This window comes from Burkholderia sp. ABCPW 11, assembly GCF_001523445.1.
Taxonomy (GTDB): domain Bacteria; phylum Pseudomonadota; class Gammaproteobacteria; order Burkholderiales; family Burkholderiaceae; genus Burkholderia.
Window position 1 is genome coordinate 326,956 of sequence record NZ_LOVM01000032.1, and the last position, 18,860, is coordinate 345,815.

Here is an 18,860-nt window from a genome sequence, read left to right on the forward strand (position 1 = left end):
CCGCGCGTCAGCGCTTGCGCGTGCGGGCGACCGTCAGCTCGTCGGATACGCTCTGCATCAGCGCGCACAGCCACGCGATGTCGGTCGGCCGATCGGGCTGCGGATGCGTGAGCAGGTAGCTCTTGATACGCGGGAACGGTACGGGCGGCGCGACGACGACGAGCGGCAGCAGTTGCGCATAGTGCGTCGCGAAGCGGCGCGTCGTCGTGAAGATCAGGTCCGACTGCAGCAGCACCTGCGGCACGATCCCGAAGTATGGCAGCGTCGTCACGATGCGTCGCGTGAGGCGCGCGCGCGCCAGGCCGATCTCGATCGCGTTGCGCTTGTCGCCGGTGTACGGGGTGGGCGCGACGTGCGCGGCCGACGCATACGCGTCGCGCGTGAGCGGCACGCGGGCGAGCGGATGCGCGTCGCGCATCAGGCATACGATTGTGTCGGAGAACAGGTCCTGGCGCGCGAACTGCGGGTCGGGCTTCGGCCAGTTGCCGATCACGAGATCGAGCGCGCCCGATTCGAGCGCACCCGCGTGGTCGAGCGCGGGATTCAGCGAATCGATCTCCAGATGGGCATGCGGCGCCGCGTCGCGAAAGCGCTCGATCAGCGTCGGCATGAAGAAATCGTTCAGGTAGTCGGGCGCGGCGACGCGGAACGTGCGCCGCGCGGACGACGGATCGAAGTCGCCGTGCGGCGTCGCGATGAAATCGACCTCGCGCAGCGCGCGCGATGCGGCGTCGAGCAGCGACGCGCCGTATTCGGTCGGCACCATGCCGGACTTGCCGCGCACGAGGATCGGGTCGTTCAGCGTCTCGCGCAGCTTGCGCAGCGCGGTGCTGATCGCGGGCTGGGTCTGGTTCAGCCGCAGCGCGGCCTGCGTGACGCTGCGCTCGAGCAGCAGCGTGCGCAACACGCGCACGAGCCAGATGTCGAGCGAGGCGGTACGGTCGTCGTCTTCCATCGATGGGGGGTGATTCCGGTGACGCGTAACCTTACCGCAGCCGCGCGTTGCCGTGCGTGATACCGGCCATCACGCGCGGCCCTTCGGCAGCGTGCTGATCCGCTTGACCTCGCGCGATTCGAGCCAGTTCGGCGTGCGCGCGCAGTACAGCACCATCGGCAGCGCGTCCTCGCCCCAGAACAGCTGCTTGTTCATCCAGAAGGTGGGCACGCCGAACACGCCGAGCGAGATCGCGTCGGCCGTGTTGCGGGTCAGTTGTGCAGCGGTTTCCTCGAATTCGATCAGCTCGTCGCCGTGGCCGACGCCGACGCGTTCGCACAGCGCCGCGAAGCCTTCCGGCGTCGACGGATCGTTCCCTTCGCGCCAGATGAAGCGAAACATTTCCAGCACCGTCACGATATCGGCGCGCAGCGCGATCGCGAGGCGCAGGACCTTGTCGGAATCGAACGGATGCGCGGGCGGCATCTTGAAGCGGATGCCGAGTTGTTCCGCGCGAAACAGCGCATGCCGGTACGTGAACACGCGTTTGGCCGGCACGTCGGCGCTCGGGCGTTGGCCCCAGTGGCGCTGCAGGTCGGGCAGCGAGACGGCGACCGGGTTGAACGGCACGTCCGGCCATTTGTCGTGCTGTTCGAGCAGCAGATACGAGAACGGCGACACGAAGTCGAAGAACCAGGCGGGTTGGGCGGTGTCGAGGCCGGTTGTCATGTCGTTCTCCAGAAGGTGGGGCGTGCGGCGCCTGGCGGCGGCCTCCATGTTACGCGGCGGCGCGCGCATGCAGCAATGATCGCGGATCGTTCGCTTACGCGGAACCGGGAGTCGCCCGGGGGGCGTCGCCGGCCGGCGGCGGGTCGGTTTCCGTGCGTGCCGGCGGATTGCCGGCGCCGGGCGGGGCCGCCGGCGCATCCTGGTCGTGCGCGGTGAGCCGTTCGCGCACGAAGCCGATGTGCTCGCGCAGCACGTAGAACTGCCCCGCGTACGCGAGCGGCATCTTCATCCGGTTCACCGCTTCCTCGATGTCGTCGAGCTCGTCGAGCAGCTTGACGCGCTCCTCGGCCGTATGTTCGCCGAGCGCGCTGCGCTCGAGCGCGATCAGCGCGCCGTACCAGCGGTAGATGCGCGAGCGCACGCGCCAGCCGTACAGCGACGGCACGAGCCGCAACCCGGGAATCAGCACGACGATCAGCGGCACGACCACCACCAGCAGCCGGTCGACGAGGCTCGCGACCCAGAACGGCAGCCGTCGGTACAGGAAGGTCTTGCCCGACTTGTAGTAGCGGGCGGCATCGTCGGACAGCGGGAAGCCGCGCGTGACGGACGACGGGAATTCGCCTGCGTGCTGCAGGATCGTCGCGTGGCCGTGTACTTCGCGCGCCGCCTCGATCAGCAGGTCGGACAGCGCGGGGTGCAGCGAGTCGCGCGCGACGAGTTCGATCGTCGGCGCGACCGTGTGGATGTCGGCGGGCGGCAGGTTGCGGCCGAGATCGTAGACGCCCATCGGCAGCGTGATCGCGGTCAGGTACGGAAAGCGCCGCGCATACGCGTCGGCCTGCGTGAACGAGTAGACGTGCACGCCCGGCGCGCGGAACAGCTTCGCCATCACCGGGATCTGCGTCGAGTCGCCCGACAGGAACGCGGCGTCGATCTTGCCGTCGAGCAGCGCGGTCGCGGCGTCCTCGCCGGCCGTCGGCAGGAGCTCGGTCGGGCCGCCCGGCACGATGCCGTTCATCTTCAGCAGCGCGAGGCTCAGTTCGCGCGCGCCGCTGCCTTGCGCGCCGAGCGCGAGCCGCTTGCCCTTGAAGTCGGACAGGCGCCCGACGACCGGGCCGCGGTACATGATCGCGAGCGGCACGTAGCCGATGCTGCCGAGCGACACGAGATGCTCGTCGCGCTCCTTCGGGCCGATGCCGCTCTGCACGAAGCCGACGTCGACCGGCGCGTTCGGGTTCGACAGCCGCGCGAGGTTCTGCGCGGAACCTTCGGACGATTGAACGTCGAGCGTGACGCCGTTTTTTGCGAGGATCGTCTTGTATTTCTGGGCTGCGTTCCAGTAGGTGCTGCCGGGCGGCCCGGACGAAATCACGAGCGTGGACGGCGGCGCCGGCTGGATCAGCTTGACCGCGAGCCAGACGGCCGCGCCGGCGAGCAGCACGGTCGGGCCGATCGACAGCGCGAGGTCGCGCCACGAGACGGCGACGAAGCGGGCGAGGATACGGCGCGGCGGGCGAGGGCGGGCTGGCTTCATGGGATTGGCGGATGACGCTGGCGTGACGCATCGGTGACGGTCGTCACCGGACGACACGGATGCTCGCGGCGATGGTACCCGGTTTCGCCGTGCATGCGCGAGTCGCGGCGGGATTGCACGGCGGCGCGGCGACAGCGGCGCGGGCCGTCGCGTCAAAAGCTTTGCGCTTCCGCGGGCGCTGGATTACATTGTGCGACGCAGCCGCGCCCGAATCGCGCGCGACCCGGCACGTCATCAGACCGGGCGCGTCCGGCCGGCGGCTGTCCGGCCCGGCCGGCCCGCTTTCGCGTGCGCCGGCCGCCGGCCCGTGACGCCTCTCTCGTATCGCCGTGGAAAACACCGGCTGTCCCGCCCGTTCGCGCGCGGGCCGGCTGTTTTTGGGGGTATCCGGCCGTACTGTGCACGGCCGTTCCGGAGTGATAAGGAGATAGCATGAAGTCGATCGTGTTGAGAGCGTTGGGTGTCGCCGCCGTGGCGGCCTGTCTGTCGGGCAGCGTGTATGCGCAGTCGAGCGACGCAGCGGCAACGGAAGCGCCGTCGGCCGCGGCGAGCGCGCCGAAGGCCGCCGCGAAAACCGCGAAGAAGGCGAACCGCAAGCTCGGCTACGCGGTGCGCAAGGCCATTACGAAGGCAGGCGGCATCGACGTGGCGAACCTCGTCGTGCGTTCGAAGGGCGGCGCGATCTCGCTGGAGGGCACGGTGCCCGACCAGGCACAGATCGACAAGGCGGAAGCGGCAGCCAAGAGCGTGAAGGGCGTGACGTCGGTCACGAACAAGCTGACGGTTCAGCAGCAGTAATGCCGGGCGGCGGCGCGCGAGCGCCGCGTGCGCCCGTTTCCAGGCGGGCCCCGGCATGCCGGGGCCCGTTTGCGCTTCAGAAACCGAACGCCGTGCGCGGCGCGGCGGCGGACCGATAACGATATCGAGGGGGCGGCGATGACGAAGCTCGGGTGGGGCAGGCGGGTGGTGTGGGGGGCGGCGCTGGCCGCGGTCGCGATGCTCGGCGCCTGCAACGGCGACGAGTCGGCCGAGCGCAACCGGTTGCCCGGCTTCGTGTCCGGCAGCGTGCGCACGACGGCCTACGACGGCGCGAGCGACGACCTGCTGACGGCCGGCCTCGGCAAGACGGGCCTCGCCGCGGCGAGTGCGCCCGGCTTCGCGAACCCGTCGCGGCCGACGAGCGCCGAATTGCGTCGCCTCGCCATCTGGTCGAACTACCGCGCGCTCGTCGACATGAGCGCGAACGGCGGCTACGGCCGCTTCTGGGGGCCGAACGTCGACCTCGACGGCAACGATACGCTCGGCGAAGGCAAGATCCCCGGTACCGAATATCTCGCGTATGCCGACGACGGCAGCGGCGCGAAGAACGTGACGCTGCTCGTGCAGGTGCCCGCGAGCTTCGATCCCGCGCGGCCGTGCATCGTCACCGCGACGTCGTCCGGCTCGCGCGGCGTGTACGGCGCGATTTCCGCGGCCGGCGAGTGGGCGCTCAAGCGCGGCTGCGCGGTGGCCTACAACGACAAGGGCGGCGGCAACGGCGCGCACGAGCTCGGTTCCGACACCGTCACGCTGATCGACGGCACGCTCGCCAACGCGGTGCTGGCCGGCACCGCGAGCCTGTTCACCGCGAACGTGACGAGCGGCGATCTCGCCGCGTTCAACAGCCGCTTCCCGAACCGCTATGCGTTCAAGCACGCGCATTCGCAGCAGAATCCCGAGCAGGACTGGGGGCGCGTGACGCTGCAGTCGGTCGAGTTCGCGTACTGGGCGCTCAACGAGCAGTTCGGACCGCTGATCGACGGCGCGCGTCACGGCGTGCGCTATCGCGCGGGCGACATCACGACGATCGCCGCGTCGGTCAGCAACGGCGGCGGCGCCTCGCTCGCGGCGGCCGAGCAGGACGACCGCGGCTGGATTACCGCGGTCGTGGTCGGCGAGCCGCAGATCAACGTGCGGATGGCGCCGAATGCGGTCGTTCGCGCGGGCGGCCAGCCGGTGCCGTCGTTCGGCCGGCCGCTGGCCGATTACGCGACGCTCGCGAACCTGCTGGAACCGTGCGCGGCCGCATCGGCGTCGCTGGCCGGCGCGCCGTACCTGAGCGCGCTGCCGGCCGCGACCACGCAGTCGATCCGCGCGCAGCGCTGCGCGACGCTCGCCGCGGCCGGGCTGGTGGCAGGCGCCGACACGCAGAGCCAGGCGGCCGACGCGCTCGCGCAGCTCCATGCGGCCGGCTATCTGGCCGATTCCGACCTGCTGCAGGCGTCGATGTGGGATTCGCAGGCGATTCCCGCGATCGCGGTCACCTATGCGAACGCGTACACGCGCTCGCGCGTGACCGACAACCTGTGCAACTTCAGCTTCGCGACGACGAACCCGGCGACCGGCGCGGTCGCGGCGCCCGCCGCGTCGCCGATGCCGGCCGTGTTCGGCGCCGGCAACGGCGTACCGCCGACGGCCGGCATCAATCTCGTGTTCAACAACGGCGCGGGCGTCGACCACCGGCTCGCGACGCCCGACGCGAGCTTCGCGGGCGCGCTGTGCCTGCGCCAGCTGTGGACGAACGGGATGCTCGGCATGCCCGCGAACATCGACGCGGTGCGCGTGAACGCGAACCTGCACGGCAAGCCGGCGATCATCGTGCAGGGCCGCAGCGACGCGCTCGTTCCCGTGAACCACGCGTCGCGCGCGTACGTCGCGCAGAACGGCATCAGCGAAGCCGGGCGCAGCCAGCTGGTGTTCTACGAAGTGACGAACGGCCAGCACTTCGACGCATTCCTGTCGGTTCCGGGCTTCGACACGCGCTTCGTGCCGGTTCACTACTACAACGTGCAGGCGCTGAACCTGATGTGGAAGCACCTGAAGAACGGCGCGCCGCTGCCGCCGTCGCAGGTGATCCGCACGGTGCCGCGCGGCGGCACGCCGGGCGCCGCACCCGCGCTGACGAGCGCGAACCTGCCGCCGATCTCGGCCGCGCCGGGCGCGAACGCGATCTCCGCCGGCGTCGGCACGATCGACGTGCCGCTCTGACGGCGGCCGTCGCGCCGCCTCCGAAGAAGCCGGACAGCCGTCCGGCTTTTTTTACGTCGCCTGGAATCGGTCCCGTACTGCCTTTTATCCGAATGGCGAGCGCCGTAACAAATTATTACTTTACGGCCATAAATCCGGAACCTATTATGCGCCGGTATTTTCACTTAATTTAATAAATTCCAGATACGAGAATATTCCTTTCCTTTTAGTTAATCGATCCTTTCGATTTTATTCAGTCGACTCGCGTCGCAATTGATCGCCGTTTCGCGATTAATCGGTATCGCGCCGACCGGGATCGTTCGTCTGTTCGAAGTGAAGGCGCGTTGCCGGGCGGGCTTCGCAGGGCGTCCTTTGGTCGTCGATTTCGTGCGCATGCGAATTCGCGAAATGCATTCGTATTGCTGCAAACCGTTGAATTGCCGTTCGCAATGGAATTGATTCCATTGTGCGGTTGCAAAAAAACGTGGGTGGGGTAAATCGTGCCGATCGGTATTCGCCGATCCGGTAAAAAACTCGGAGTGCGTCGCATAACGAATGCATTCCCGGTGCGGAGCGCCGGCGCAAATGATCCTTTGCGGCCGGCGGTATTTATCGTTCTGTTCGAGAGGCAATAATGACGACACGCAAGTCCTTGAAAGACGGTTTCGCGCTATTTGGAACGACCCTGAGCGTACCGCTCGCCGCGGCAGCGGCCGCGGCGCTGCTCGTCACGGGGTGCGGCGGCGACGACGGGCCGAGCCCGAGTGCGGCGGCCGCCACCGCGGCTGCGACGTCCAGCGGCAGCACGTCGGCCAGCACCGACGCAACGGCCGCCGCCGCGGCCGACCAGCCGTACGTCGACACCGACGTGTACGGCACCGGGCCGAACGACGCGGTCACGGATTCGACCGAAGGCGCGGCAGTCGTGCACCGCCAGGTGACGATCGGCGGCAAGACGATCAAGTACACGGCCACCACGGGCCACCTGACGACGATCGATCCGATCACGTCGGCGCCGAACGCGAAGATGTTCTACGTCGCGTACACGCAGGACAATCCGGACCCGTCGAAGCCGCGCCCGGTCACGTTCTTCTACAACGGCGGCCCCGGTTCGTCGTCGGTCTACCTGCTGCTCGGCTCGTACGGGCCGAAGCGCCTGCAGTCGTCGTTCCCGAACTTCACCCCGCCCGCGCCGTACAAGCTGCTCGACAACCCGGACAGCCTGCTCGACCGCACCGACCTCGTGTTCATCAACCCGGTCGGCACCGGTTACTCGACGGCGATCGCGCCGGCGAAGAACAAGGACTTCTGGGGCACCGACCAGGACGCGCGCTCGATCGACCGCTTCATCCAGCGCTACCTGACCAAGTATTCGCGCTGGAATTCGCCGAAGTTCCTGTACGGCGAGTCGTACGGCACCGCGCGCAGCGCGGTCGTGTCGTGGGTGCTGCACGAGGACGGCATCGACCTGAACGGGATCACGCTGCAGTCGTCGATTCTCGACTACGCGAACGCGCTGTCCGCGCCGGGCACGTTCCCGACGCTCGCGGCCGACGCGTTCTACTGGAAGAAGACGACGCTCAACCCGACGCCGACCGATCTCGACGCGTACATGGTTCAGGCCCGCAACTACGCGGACAACACGCTCGCGCCGCTCGCGCAGAAGCCGAACCCGCAGGACGGCGGCTTCGTGAACGTGCGGCTGAACCTGAACCTGCAGACCGCGCAGCAGATGGGCGCGTACATCGGCACGGACCCGACGTCGCTGATCCAGACCTTCGGCAACCCGGCCGCGCTCGGCAACGTGCCGTCGTCGGACGACAACCCGCCGTACACGTTCTTCCTGACGCTCGTGCCGGGCACGCAGATCGGCCAGTACGACGGTCGCGCGAACTTCACGGGCAAGGGCATCGCGCCGTACATCCTGCCGAACTCGGGCAGCAACGATCCGTCGATCACGAACGTCGGCGGCGCATACACGGTGCTGTGGAACAGCTACATCAACACCGACCTCAAGTACACGTCGACGTCGTCGTTCGTGGACCTGAACGACCAGGTCTTCAACAACTGGGACTTCAGCCACACGGACCCGACCGGTGCGAACAAGGGCGGCGGCAATACGCTGTACACGGCCGGCGACCTGGCGTCGACGATGAGCGTGAACCCGGACCTGAAGGTGCTGTCGGCGAACGGCTATTTCGACGCCGTCACGCCGTTCCACCAGACGGAGCTGACGCTCGCGCAGATGCCGCTCGATCCGACGCTCAAGGCGCAGAACCTGACGATCAAGAACTACCCGTCGGGTCACATGATCTACCTGAACGACGCATCGCGGACCGCGTTGAAGGGCGATCTCGCCAACTTCTACGACGGCATCCTCGCGAACCGCACCGCGCTGCAGCGCGTGCTGAAGCTGCAGGCGCGCACGCAGCAGATGAAGCAGCAGAAACTGCAGCAGCAGGGGCAGTAAGCGGCGTGGGGCGGCGCGCGCCGCCCCGGATGGACGACAGCCCGATCGGCGCAGGCCGGTCGGGCTGTTTTTTGTGCAGCGAGCGCTGGGCCGGCGCGTCATGCGCCGGACGGGAAAAGGGTGTAACCGCGGAGGAAAGGGCGGCCTCGCCGCTTACGCCAGCACGAGCCGCACGCCGACCGCGACCAGGGTCGCGGCGAGCAGGTTGCGTAGCAGCCGCTCGGGCGCGCGCGCCGACAGCAGGCTGCCGAGCACGATGCCGGGCAGCGAACCGAGCAGCAGCGACAGCAGCATCGACCAGTCGACCGAGCCGAGCAGCCAGTGGCCCATGCCCGCGACCAGCGTGAGCGGCACCGCATGCGCGATGTCGGAACCGACGATGCGGGTCGTCGCGAGCAGCGGATACAGCAGCAGGAGCACGGTCACGCCGATCGCGCCGGCGCCGACCGACGTCATCGACACGAGCACGCCGAGCACGGCGCCCGTCAGCACGGTCGACCACAGCGTGCGCGCGGGGCTCGGCGCGAGCGGGTTGCGTGCGGCGAATGCCGTGAGCTGCGGGCGGAAGATCAACGCGAGCGACGTGAGCAGCAGCGCAACGCCGAGCACGAGCTGGATCATCCGCGCGGTGCCCGGCGTGTTCATTCCGTGCGTGTGCAACCACCACAGCGTGAGCGCCGCGGCCGGCACGCTGCCGGCCGCGAGCCGGCCCGTGATGCGCCAGTCGATCGAGCCTTTCAGGCCGTGGACGAGCGTACCGGTGGCCTTGGTCGCGGCCGCGTACAGCAGGTCGGTGCCGACCGCCGTCGCGGGGTGGACGCCGAACAGCAGCACGAGAATCGGCGTCATCAACGAACCGCCGCCGACGCCCGTCAGGCCGACGAGGATGCCGACGAACAGGCCGGACAGGGAGTACAGCAGATCGATATGGGGAAGCGACATCGGAAGCAGGCGGTTATGCGGCGTTCGGCGGCGGCGCGCGGCCGCGGCGCGCGCATCAAAGTCCGCCATTGTCGCAAAAGTGACGCGTCAACGTACGACTGGGTTAAAAATCGGCCGCGAGGGGGCACGCGGCGACGGCCGGCGGGCGTGAAACGAGCGTTTGAGCAGGGGCTGAGAGGCGTCGTCGGCCTGAAAAGGCAGGGCGAACCGGGCGTGTACGCCGCGCGTCCGGTGCGCACAAAAAAGGGCGCGATGCTGCACGCCCTGACTCGAGGCCGGTTCCCGTCCGGCTGCCGACGGTCAGTGCATCGCGGGTCCTGCGCCTTCGACCGAGCGTTGCGGCCGGATCCGCAGCGCGAAACCGATCAGCGCGGCCACGGTCGCAAACGCCGCGCCGAACGCGAATGCCGCGCGGTAGCCGGCGTTCAGCGCGTCGAGCGGCGCGGCTTGCGCCGTCGCGAGCGCGTCGGTGCGGGCGCCGGCGAGACTCGCGAGGACCGCGAGCCCGAGCGCGCCGCCCATCATGAACGCGGTGTTGACGATGCCCGACGCGAGCCCGGAATCGGCCGGGTCGACGTCGTTCATCGCGGCGAGCAGCACCGGATTGAACGCGACGCCCGCGCCGATGCCGAGCAGCGTCATGCCGGGCAGCACGTGCCACACGAAAGCGCCGTCGACCGGCGCGCGCGAGAACAGCGCGAGGCCGCACGCCGCGATCAGCAGGCCGGCGGCGATCGGGCCGCGGATCCCGAAACGCATCACGATGCGCGCCGACAGCCCGAGCGAGAATGCGGCCATGATCAGGTTCGCCGGCAGGAACGCGAGGCCGACCTGCAGCGGCCCGTAGCCGAGCACGCGCTGCATGTACAGCGCCGACAGGAAGAACCACGCGAACATCGCGGCTGCCCACAGCACGGCAATCGCGTTCGCGAGCGCGACGTTGCGTGCGGCGAACAGCGTGAGCGGCATCAACGGATGCGCGGCGCGCGACTCGATCGCGATGAACAGCACGAGCAGCACGACGGCCGCGCCGATCAGCGCGACGGTCTGCGTCGACAGCCAGCCGGCCTCGTTGCCGCCGACGATGCCGTAGACGGCCAGCATCAGCGACGCGGTCACGGTGATCGCGCCGGCGACGTCGAGCCGTGCGGTGCCCGCCGGCGCACGCGTGCGCGGCAGCAGCGCGACGCACATCGCGTAGACGGCGACGCCGATCGGCAGGTTGACGAGGAAGATCCAGTGCCACGACAGCGAGCTCGTCAGCAGCCCGCCGAGCAGGACGCCGATGCTGCCGCCGCCCGCACACACGAAGCCGTAGACGCCCATCGCGCGTGCGCGTTCGCCGGGTTCCGTGAAGAGGTTCATGATCAGCGACAGCGAGACGGCCGACACGACCGCGCCGCCGAACCCCTGCACCGCGCGCGCGGCGATCAGCATCGCCTGCGATTGCGCGAGGCCGCACGCGAGCGACGCGAGCGTGAACACGACGAGGCCCGCGAGGAACATGCGCCGCTGGCCGTACAGGTCGCCGAGCCGGCCGCCGAGCAGCAGGCAGCCGCCGAACGTCAGCAGGTATGCGTTGACGACCCATACGAGGGCCGTTTCGGTGAAGTGGAGATCGGTGCTGATCGACGGCAGCGCAACGTTTACGATCGTGCTGTCGAGCACGATCATCAGCACGCCGAGACAGAGCACGATCAGCGCGTACCAGCGCTTCTCGCCGTGAATCCCGTGGGTCATGGGCCTGCAGCCTTCCGATAGTTATTTGAAAGGATGCATTGTAGATGCCGGCGGCGCGGGCTTCCTGCCGGTTTGTGGCAGGAGCGTCGCGTAGTGGCGCGCGTGCTGCGGGATGAGCCGTTACGATCGAGCCGGCAGTTCGCAGCCGTCGGGGCCGCAGGCGGCCGCGTCGTCGCCGGCGGGTTCGACGATGCCGTCGCGCCACGCCTGATCGAGCGCCCGCGCGAACGCGTCGGCCGGCTGCGCGCCTGACACCGCGTAGCGGCCGCCGAACACGAACAGCGGCACGCCGCGCCCGCCGATTCGTGCGGCGCGCGCGATGTCGGCTTCGACTTCGTCGCGATACGCGTCGCTGCGGAGCACGGCTTCGACGGCCGAGCGCTCGAGTCCGGCTTCGACCGCAAGCTCGGTCAGCACGGCATGATCGAACAGCGAGCCGTGCTCGCAGAAATAGGCGCGGTAGAGCCGCTCGGTCAGTGCGTGCGCGCGGCCCGACGCTTGCGCGAGCTTCACGAGCCGGTGGCCGTCGAGCGTGTCGCCGACGAGCGTGCCGGGCAGGTCGTAGCGCAGCCCGACGCTCGCGGCCGCATCGGTCACCTGGCGCAGCATCTGGTTGACCTGCGCGGGCGCCATCCGGTATTTGCCGGCCAGCATCGCCTCGACCGGCTCGACGGGTTGGCCGGGCATCAGCCGGTACGCGCGCAGCGCGACGTCGACGCGGTCGGCGTGCGCGAACGCGGCCAGCGCCTCGTCGAAGCGGCGCTTGCCGATCCAGCACCACGGACAGATCAGGTCGGACCAGATTTCGACGGTCAGGGTCGGGCGGGCAGTCGGGGCGGGAGCGGTCGTCATGGGCGGTCCGGGCGGCAAAAAATGTAACCGAGACTATATCACTTTATGTTTCGACGCTTCGTCGCTCGCGGAACCGTGTGGCATGGTGCGAAAGGGCGCGCGCCCGCGTGTCGCGAAGCAGGGGCGTGGAACCGCCGGCCCGGTACCGACGCCGAGCTACCGCGATGGTGCCCGCCGCGTCGCGCTCACGCGTCGCCCTGCGTTTCCTTCAGGTGCTTGAGGTGCTTGTAGACCGTCGCGCGCCCCATCCCGAGCACGTTCGCGACGTAGTTCGCCGCGCTCTTGCCGCGGAACGCGCCTTCCGCGTACAGCGCCTCGACGAGCTCGCGCCGGTGCTCGCGCGTGAGCCCGTTCAGCCCGACCTGCCGCTCGCGCAGCCAGCCGTGCAGGAACGTGTTGATGCGCTCCTGCCAGTCGTCGCGGAACAACTCGTCGGGCTGCGCGACGACGCCCGCGCCCTTGATGAACAGATCGAGCGTCGCGCGCACTTCGTCGAACACCGCGATGTTGAAGTTGATGCACATCATCCCGGCCGGCCGGCCTTCGTCGTCGAACAGCACGTTGCTGACGCAGCGCATCCGCCGGCCGTCCCAGTTCAGCTTCTCGTACGGGCCGATCACGCGCTCGCGCGCCGAATGATCGATTTCCTCTAGCGCGGAATCGTCGCCGACCTCGCGCTTGGACAGGTTGTTCGCGAGATACAGCACGGTCTGGTCGTGCAGGTCGTGGATCACGACTTCCGCGTACGGGAAGAACAGTGCGGCGATGCCGTCGGCGATCGGCGCATAGCGGGTGAGCAGCAGGTCTTTGACGGGAGATTTCTTCTTGCGCATCGGTGTCGCGATCTCGGGTGGGCGGGAGCCGGGCAGCGTGTCGGGCCGGCGAGCCGGCGCACCGTCGGCCGGCATGCCCGTGCGCCCGCGCGCGGCCGCCGCGGCGGTTGCGCCATTGTATCGGCCCCGCGTGCGCATGCCGTTCATGCGCGCGTCAGATGCGTGTACAGCGCATGCGCGATCGCGATGTCCTCGAGCCCGAGGCCGATCGAGCGGAACAACGCATGACGCGTGCGCGACGGCGCCGCGCAGGTGCCGGCGACGAGCGCGGGCAGGTCGCCGACGATCCGGCCGGCATCCCAGCCGTGCTCGGCCGCCGCGATCTGCATCTCGCCGGCGCTCGCGGGCGTCGTGTGCCGGTAGTCGCAGTAGACGTCCATGTCCGGCAGCCACGCGGGCGGGATTTCGTGTGCGCGCGCGACGTTCGTGCTGATCGACGTGACGAGCGCGGGGCGCGTGAGCATCCCGTCGCCGAGCACGGGCGTGCCTGACGACGTGCACAGCATCACCACGTCCGCGTCGCGCACGCAGGCCTCGACGCTCGCCGCCGCGCGTGCGCGCGGGTCGAGCGCGGCGAGGGCCGCTTGCTGCGCCGCATCGCCGGCCAGCGCAGGCGAATACGCGCGGATCGTGTCCCAATCGCGCAGCGCCGCCGTGTGCCTGAGGTGAGCGAGGCCGACCGCGCCCGTGCCGACGATCGCGAGATGACGCGCGTCGCGCGGCGCGAGGCAGTCGACCGCGAGCGCCGTCGTGCCGGCCGTGCGCTCGACGGTCAAGAGCCCCGCGTCGCACCACATCAGCGGCTGGCCGGTCTGCATCGACATCAGCGCGGTCCATGCGGTGACGATCGGTCTCCCGTCGGGCTTGCCGCCCGTCACGATGTACGGCGACAGCTTCGCGCCGAATACCTGCGCATCGGCGAGCGCGCCGAGATACGTGATGAAGTCGCCGGCCTGATCGGGAAACAGCGTGAGCGTCTGCGGCGGCTGCACTGCGCGCGCCGCGGCGAGCGACGCGAACATGCGGCGCAGCGTGCCGAGCACGTCGAGCGACGGCAGCGCCGCGCGCACTGCGGCTTCGTCGACGATCAGCGGCGGGGTGGGGACGGTTTGCGTCATCGGACATCTCCGGTTCGGGCTGGACAGAAAGTCTCGAAAGACGGCGTCCGGCAGGGTTCGTGATGGACGAAAAGTCTAATATAGACAAACAAAATCGGGAGAATTTTTCTTTTCGAGACGCTGCGTCATTGCTGGATTCATGGAAAACATCATGGAATCAAAGGCGTTGGAAGCAGGCTACGAAATTTCGACGTCGAGAAATTGGGGCGACATTCTCGTATCCCCTATAGTCTATAGTAGACTTTAAGTCTATATTTGGCATGTGTGATCCGACACGTCGCCAGGCGGCTGCGTGCCTCGGATGCCGCGCTGGCGCCCGGTCGAGGGCGTCGCACGACCGATCTCCAGCCTCAATCCAGAACAGAAGGACCGTCATGAACCGGAAACTTTCCCTCTGCGCCGCTGCGGCGCTCGCGTGCGCGGCCGTCACGGCCCATGCGGAACAGGCCACGCTGCGCTTCGGGATCGAAGCTGCCTATCCGCCGTTCGAGAGCAAGACGCCGGCCGGTCAGTTGCAGGGTTTCGACGTCGACATCGGCAACGCGGTGTGCGCGAAGCTGAACATGAAATGCGTGTGGGTCGAGAATGCGTTCGACGGGCTGATCCCGGCGCTGCAGGCGCGCAAGTTCGACGCGATCAACTCGGCGATGAACATCACCGCGAAGCGCAAGCAAAGCATCGACTTCACACCGGCGATCTACGTGGTGCCGATCGTGATGGTGGCGAAGCACGGTTCGCCGCTGAAGCCCGACGTCGCGAGCCTGCGCGGCAAGCACGTCGGCGTGCTGCAGGGCTCGTCGCAGGAGGATTTCCTGAAGGCGCACTGGGCCGATGCGGGCGTGGCCGTCGTGTCGTACCCGGATCAGGATCAGATCTACGCCGATCTCGTCGCGGGGCGTCTCGATGCGGCCGTGCAGGAAGCGCAAACCGCGCAGGACGGGTTCCTCGACAAGCCGGCCGGTCGCGACTACCGGATCGTCGGCGAGCCGTTGAAGGATCCGGCGACGCTCGGCGAAGGCACCGGCTTCGGGATGCGCAAGAACGACAAGGCGCTGCAGGCGAAGATCGTCGGCGCGCTCGACGCGCTGAAGCAGGACGGCACGCTGAGCGCGCTGTCGCGGAAGTATTTCAAGCGCGACATCATCGCGAAGTGAGCGCCGCCGCGCGCCGGCCGCGGGGCTGGCGCACGGCGCCTCCCATCTCGACGCAGTGCGGGGAACCATGGATTTCGACGTCATCGTTCTGGGGGCCGGCATCGTCGGCGTGTCGTCGGCGTTGCATCTGCAGGATCGCGGCCTGCGCGTCGCGCTCGTCGACCGGCGCGCGCCCGGCGAGGAAACCAGCCACGGCAATGCGGGGCTGATCGAGCGCTCGTCGGTCGTGCCGTATGCGTTTCCGCGCCGGCTCGGCACGCTGCTGCGCTACGCGCGCAACCGTTCGGTCGATCTCTATTGGGACTACAAGGCGCTGCCCGAGTACGCCGGCTGGCTCGCGCGCTTCTGGCGCGAATCGTCGCCGCAGCGGCTCGCGGCCGCCGCGCGCGACCTGCTGCCGCTCGTCGCGGCGAGCGTCGTCGAGCACGATGCGCTGCTCGCGCGCACCGACGCGCAGCCGCTCGTGCACGACGGCGGATGGATCGAGGCGTTTCGTTCGCCCGCGCTGTTCGACGCGGAAGCGCGCGCCCAGCAGCGCGTGGCCGACGCGCACGGGCTGCGGATGACCGTGCTCGACGCGCGTGCGTTGCGCGCGCGCGAGCCCGGTATCGGCGACGCCTTCTGCGGCGCCTTTCACTGGCAGGACCCGAAGACGGTGTCGAGCCCGGGCGGGCTGACCAAGGCCTATGCGCGGTTGTTCGAGCGCGACGGCGGCACGTTCGTGCGCGGCGACGCGACGACGCTCGCGCAGGTGGATGACGGCTGGCAGATCGGGTCCGAGCACGGGCCGATCTCGGCGCGCTCGGCCGTGGTCGCGCTCGGGCCGTGGTCGGATCGGGTGTTCGCGCCGCTCGGCTACCGGATTCCGCTGCGCGCGAAGCGCGGCTATCACATGCATTACCTGCCGACCCGCACGCTGCTGAACGTGCCCGTGTGCGATACCGAGGAGGGCTTCGTCGTCGCGCCGATGGAGGGCGGCCGCCTGCGGCTCACGACCGGCGTCGAGATCGCGCCGCGCGACGCGCCGCCGACCGGCGTGCAACTCTCACGCGCCGAACCGCTGGCGCGCGACGCGTTCGGCATCGGCGAGCGGCTCGATCCGGAGCCCTGGCTCGGGATGCGGCCGTGCACGCCCGACATGCGTCCGGTGATCGGGCCCGCGCCGCGCCACCGCCATTTGTGGTTCGCGTTCGGCCACTGCCATCATGGGCTCACGCTCGGGCCCGCGACCGGCCGTCTGCTCGCCGAAATGATGACGGGCGCGCCGACCTATATCGATCCCCGTCCGTACCGGCCCGCACGCTTCGGTTGAACCCGCGGTGCGCAGATGCGGATTCGGCCACCGGCATGCGCCGGTGGCAACGCGTGTCGTTCACAGTTTTTCATTTTGCCGTCCGGATTGTCGAAATCCACGCAATCGGAAATGATCTGTGTAATCGATAGGAAAGAAAATCGCGCGATAAAAGAAAATCAGCAAATCGCGATTTATCAATGCATTTTCATATTGCTGAAATGCGTAATGGGCAGCCAGTTCCGACGGTATAGGCTCCATCGCGGCCGCGCGTTCAGGCGTTACGCGGAATGTACCGGAACACGTTACCGTAGGGCTCGCAAACGTTACGTTACATCCGCGCTCCGGAGGCCTTTTCATCAGACGATTGAGTCTCGGCAACCCACCAATTTCACCTGAAATCGATTTAAAAATCATTATTGCCGATAAGTAGGCAGACGAAACGGCCGATTTTTGGAATTGGCACGCTTCGTGCAGTCCGTCCCCATGCTTTGTCAACGTAGTGCCAACCGAGATGGGGAAAAACAAAGATGGGACAGAACTTCAAATTGACGGGTGTGGCGCTGTCGGTCGCGACGGTGTTCGGCGTACTGGCTTCGGGTTCCGCGATGGCGGAAGCCCTCGATGCGCTGCCGATCCCGCAAGTGATCGTCAATCCGCCGACGAACAGCGTGTCGGTCGGGCTGGCCGCGACGGGCACGTCGCCGCTGGGCTCGGTGACCCTGACGGCGGGCGGGTCCGGCGCGATCCAGACGTCGCTGGGGGAGCCGGGGCAAGTGCTGTCGGGCGCCGTGGGGGCGGTGACGGGCGCACTCGGCGGTGGCGGCGGCACGGTGCAGCCGCTCGCGCCGGTACAGGGCGTGGTGAATCAGGTAACGGGCGCGCTCGGTGGCGGCAACCCGGCGGGGGCGTTGACCGGTGCGCTGAATACGGCGACGGGGACGCTGAGCAATACGGCTGGCACGGTGACGGGGGCACTGGGTAATGTCGGTGGCGGCGCGAATCCGCTGGCGCCGGTTCAGGGCGTGGTGAATCAAGTGACGGGTGCGTTGAGCGGCGGCAACCCGGCCGGTGCATTGACGGGCGCGCTGAACACGGCGACGGGCACGCTGAGCAATGCGCTCGGTACGGCAACGGGCGCACTCGGTGGCGGTAACCCGACGGGTGCGCTGACCGGCGCCATCGGCACGGTGACGGGTGCACTGGGCGGGATCGGTGGCGGTGCGAATCCGCTGGCGCCGGTTCAAGGTGTGGTGAATCAGGTAACGGGCGCGCTCGGTGGTGGCAATCCGGCAGGTGCGCTGACCGGCGCCATCGGCACGGTGACGGGTGCGCTGGGCGGGATCGGCGGCGGTGCGAATCCGCTGGCGCCGGTTCAGGGCGTAGTGAATCAAGTGACGGGCGCGTTGAGCGGCGGCAACCCGGCGGGTGCGTTGACCGGTGCGCTGAACACGGCAACCGGCACGCTGAGCAATGCGCTCGGTACGGCAACGGGCGCACTGGGTGGGATCGGCGGCAGCGCGAACCCGCTGGCGCCGGTTCAGGGCGTCGTGAATCAAGTGACGGGCGCGCTGAACACGGCGACGGGCACGTTGAGCAGCGCGCTCGGTACGGCAACGGGCGCACTGGGCGGTATCGGTGGCGGCGCGAACCCGTTGGCGCCGGTGCAAGGTGTGGTGAATCAGGTAACGGGCGCACTCGGTGGCGGTAACCCGACGGGTGCGCTGACTGGCGCAGTGGGCACGGTCACCGGCGCACTGGGCAATCTCGGCGGTGGTTCGAATCCGCTGGCGCCGGTTCAGGGTGTCGTGAACGGGCTCACGGGCACGATCGGCGGCGGCGATCCGGCCGGCGCACTGACCGGTGTCGTTGGCACGGTCACGGGGGCACTGGGCAACCTTGGCAGCGGCTCGAATCCGCTCGCGCCGGTGCAGGGCGTGGTGAACGGTGTTACCGGCGCGCTTGGTGGCGCCAACCCGGCAGGCGCATTGACGGGCGCGCTGGGCACGGTGACGGGCGCACTGGGCGGCGTTGGCGGTGGCAACCCGGCGGGCGCTCTGACCGGCGCACTCGGCACGGTAACGGGCGCCTTGGGCGGCGTTGGCGGCGGCAATCCCGCAGGCGCATTGACCGGCGCGCTGGGCACGGTGACGGGCGCCTTGGGCGGCGTCGGCGGTGGCAATCCCGCAGGCGCATTGACCGGCGCGCTGGGCACGGTGACGGGCGCACTGGGCGGCGTTGGTGGTGGCAACCC

14 protein-coding genes are annotated in these 18,860 nt (G+C 68.7%); 6 read left to right on the forward strand and 8 right to left on the reverse strand.

What is annotated here, in order from left to right; translation table 11 throughout:
• Positions 1-7: 7 nt before the first annotated feature.
• The 3 genes from WS61_RS14635 to WS61_RS14645 all read right to left on the reverse strand — a co-directional run bounded on the left by WS61_RS14635 (position 8) and on the right by WS61_RS14645 (position 3,200).
• On the reverse strand, positions 8-955 hold the full coding sequence (locus tag WS61_RS14635; RefSeq protein ID WP_034206550.1) for a LysR family transcriptional regulator: 948 nt from the start codon (positions 953-955) through the stop codon (positions 8-10).
• A 69-nt stretch (positions 956-1,024) separates the two neighbouring features.
• Complete coding sequence (locus WS61_RS14640; RefSeq protein WP_059501124.1) at positions 1,025-1,663, reverse strand: 2-hydroxychromene-2-carboxylate isomerase; 639 nt, start codon at positions 1,661-1,663, stop codon at positions 1,025-1,027.
• A 94-nt stretch (positions 1,664-1,757) separates the two neighbouring features.
• A complete protein-coding gene (locus WS61_RS14645; protein WP_059501099.1) occupies positions 1,758-3,200 on the reverse strand; it encodes a TAXI family TRAP transporter solute-binding subunit in 1,443 nt (480 codons plus the stop codon).
• A 432-nt stretch (positions 3,201-3,632) separates the two neighbouring features.
• Here WS61_RS14645 and WS61_RS14650 point away from each other — a divergent pair, with 432 nt between their 5' ends.
• The 3 genes from WS61_RS14650 to WS61_RS14660 all read left to right on the forward strand — a co-directional run bounded on the left by WS61_RS14650 (position 3,633) and on the right by WS61_RS14660 (position 8,676).
• Positions 3,633-3,998, forward strand: a complete 366-nt coding sequence (locus WS61_RS14650) for a BON domain-containing protein (RefSeq protein ID WP_059501100.1) — start codon at positions 3,633-3,635, stop codon at positions 3,996-3,998.
• Positions 3,999-4,136: 138 nt separating this feature from the next.
• Positions 4,137-6,227, forward strand: a complete 2,091-nt coding sequence (locus WS61_RS14655; RefSeq protein ID WP_059501101.1) for a D-(-)-3-hydroxybutyrate oligomer hydrolase — start codon at positions 4,137-4,139, stop codon at positions 6,225-6,227.
• Between the two features lie 613 nt (positions 6,228-6,840).
• Positions 6,841-8,676 (forward strand): S10 family peptidase, encoded by a 1,836-nt coding sequence (locus WS61_RS14660; protein WP_059501102.1) that lies wholly within the window; start codon positions 6,841-6,843, stop codon positions 8,674-8,676.
• A gap of 153 nt (positions 8,677-8,829) precedes the next feature.
• On the opposite strand, the gene WS61_RS14665 is transcribed toward WS61_RS14660, so the two are convergent.
• The 5 genes from WS61_RS14665 to WS61_RS14685 form a co-directional block, all read right to left on the reverse strand.
• Entirely contained in the window at positions 8,830-9,618 is a 789-nt protein-coding gene (locus tag WS61_RS14665; protein WP_043205476.1) for a sulfite exporter TauE/SafE family protein, read from the reverse strand.
• Between the two features lie 300 nt (positions 9,619-9,918).
• A complete protein-coding gene (locus tag WS61_RS14670; protein WP_059501103.1) occupies positions 9,919-11,358 on the reverse strand; it encodes a DHA2 family efflux MFS transporter permease subunit in 1,440 nt (479 codons plus the stop codon).
• Positions 11,359-11,478: 120 nt separating this feature from the next.
• Positions 11,479-12,210 carry a DsbA family oxidoreductase gene (locus WS61_RS14675; protein WP_059501104.1) on the reverse strand — a complete coding sequence of 244 codons (732 nt, stop codon included), beginning with the start codon at positions 12,208-12,210 and terminating at the stop codon, positions 11,479-11,481.
• Between the two features lie 185 nt (positions 12,211-12,395).
• Complete coding sequence (locus tag WS61_RS14680) at positions 12,396-13,190, reverse strand: transcriptional regulator (protein ID WP_059501105.1); 795 nt, start codon at positions 13,188-13,190, stop codon at positions 12,396-12,398.
• Positions 13,187-14,161, reverse strand: coding sequence for an ornithine cyclodeaminase family protein (locus WS61_RS14685; RefSeq protein ID WP_059501106.1), 975 nt, complete (start codon positions 14,159-14,161; stop codon positions 13,187-13,189). Before WS61_RS14685 ends, WS61_RS14680 begins: the two co-directional genes overlap by 4 nt.
• 374 nt (positions 14,162-14,535) lie before the next feature.
• Here WS61_RS14685 and WS61_RS14690 point away from each other — a divergent pair, with 374 nt between their 5' ends.
• The 3 genes from WS61_RS14690 to WS61_RS14700 all read left to right on the forward strand — a co-directional run.
• Positions 14,536-15,315, forward strand: a complete 780-nt coding sequence (locus WS61_RS14690) for an ABC transporter substrate-binding protein (protein ID WP_059501107.1) — start codon at positions 14,536-14,538, stop codon at positions 15,313-15,315.
• Between the two features lie 67 nt (positions 15,316-15,382).
• Complete coding sequence (locus tag WS61_RS14695) at positions 15,383-16,627, forward strand: FAD-binding oxidoreductase (RefSeq protein ID WP_059501108.1); 1,245 nt, start codon at positions 15,383-15,385, stop codon at positions 16,625-16,627.
• A gap of 509 nt (positions 16,628-17,136) precedes the next feature.
• A partial coding sequence (locus WS61_RS14700; RefSeq protein ID WP_373557121.1) for a beta strand repeat-containing protein occupies positions 17,137-18,860 on the forward strand: 1,724 nt, incomplete at its 3' end.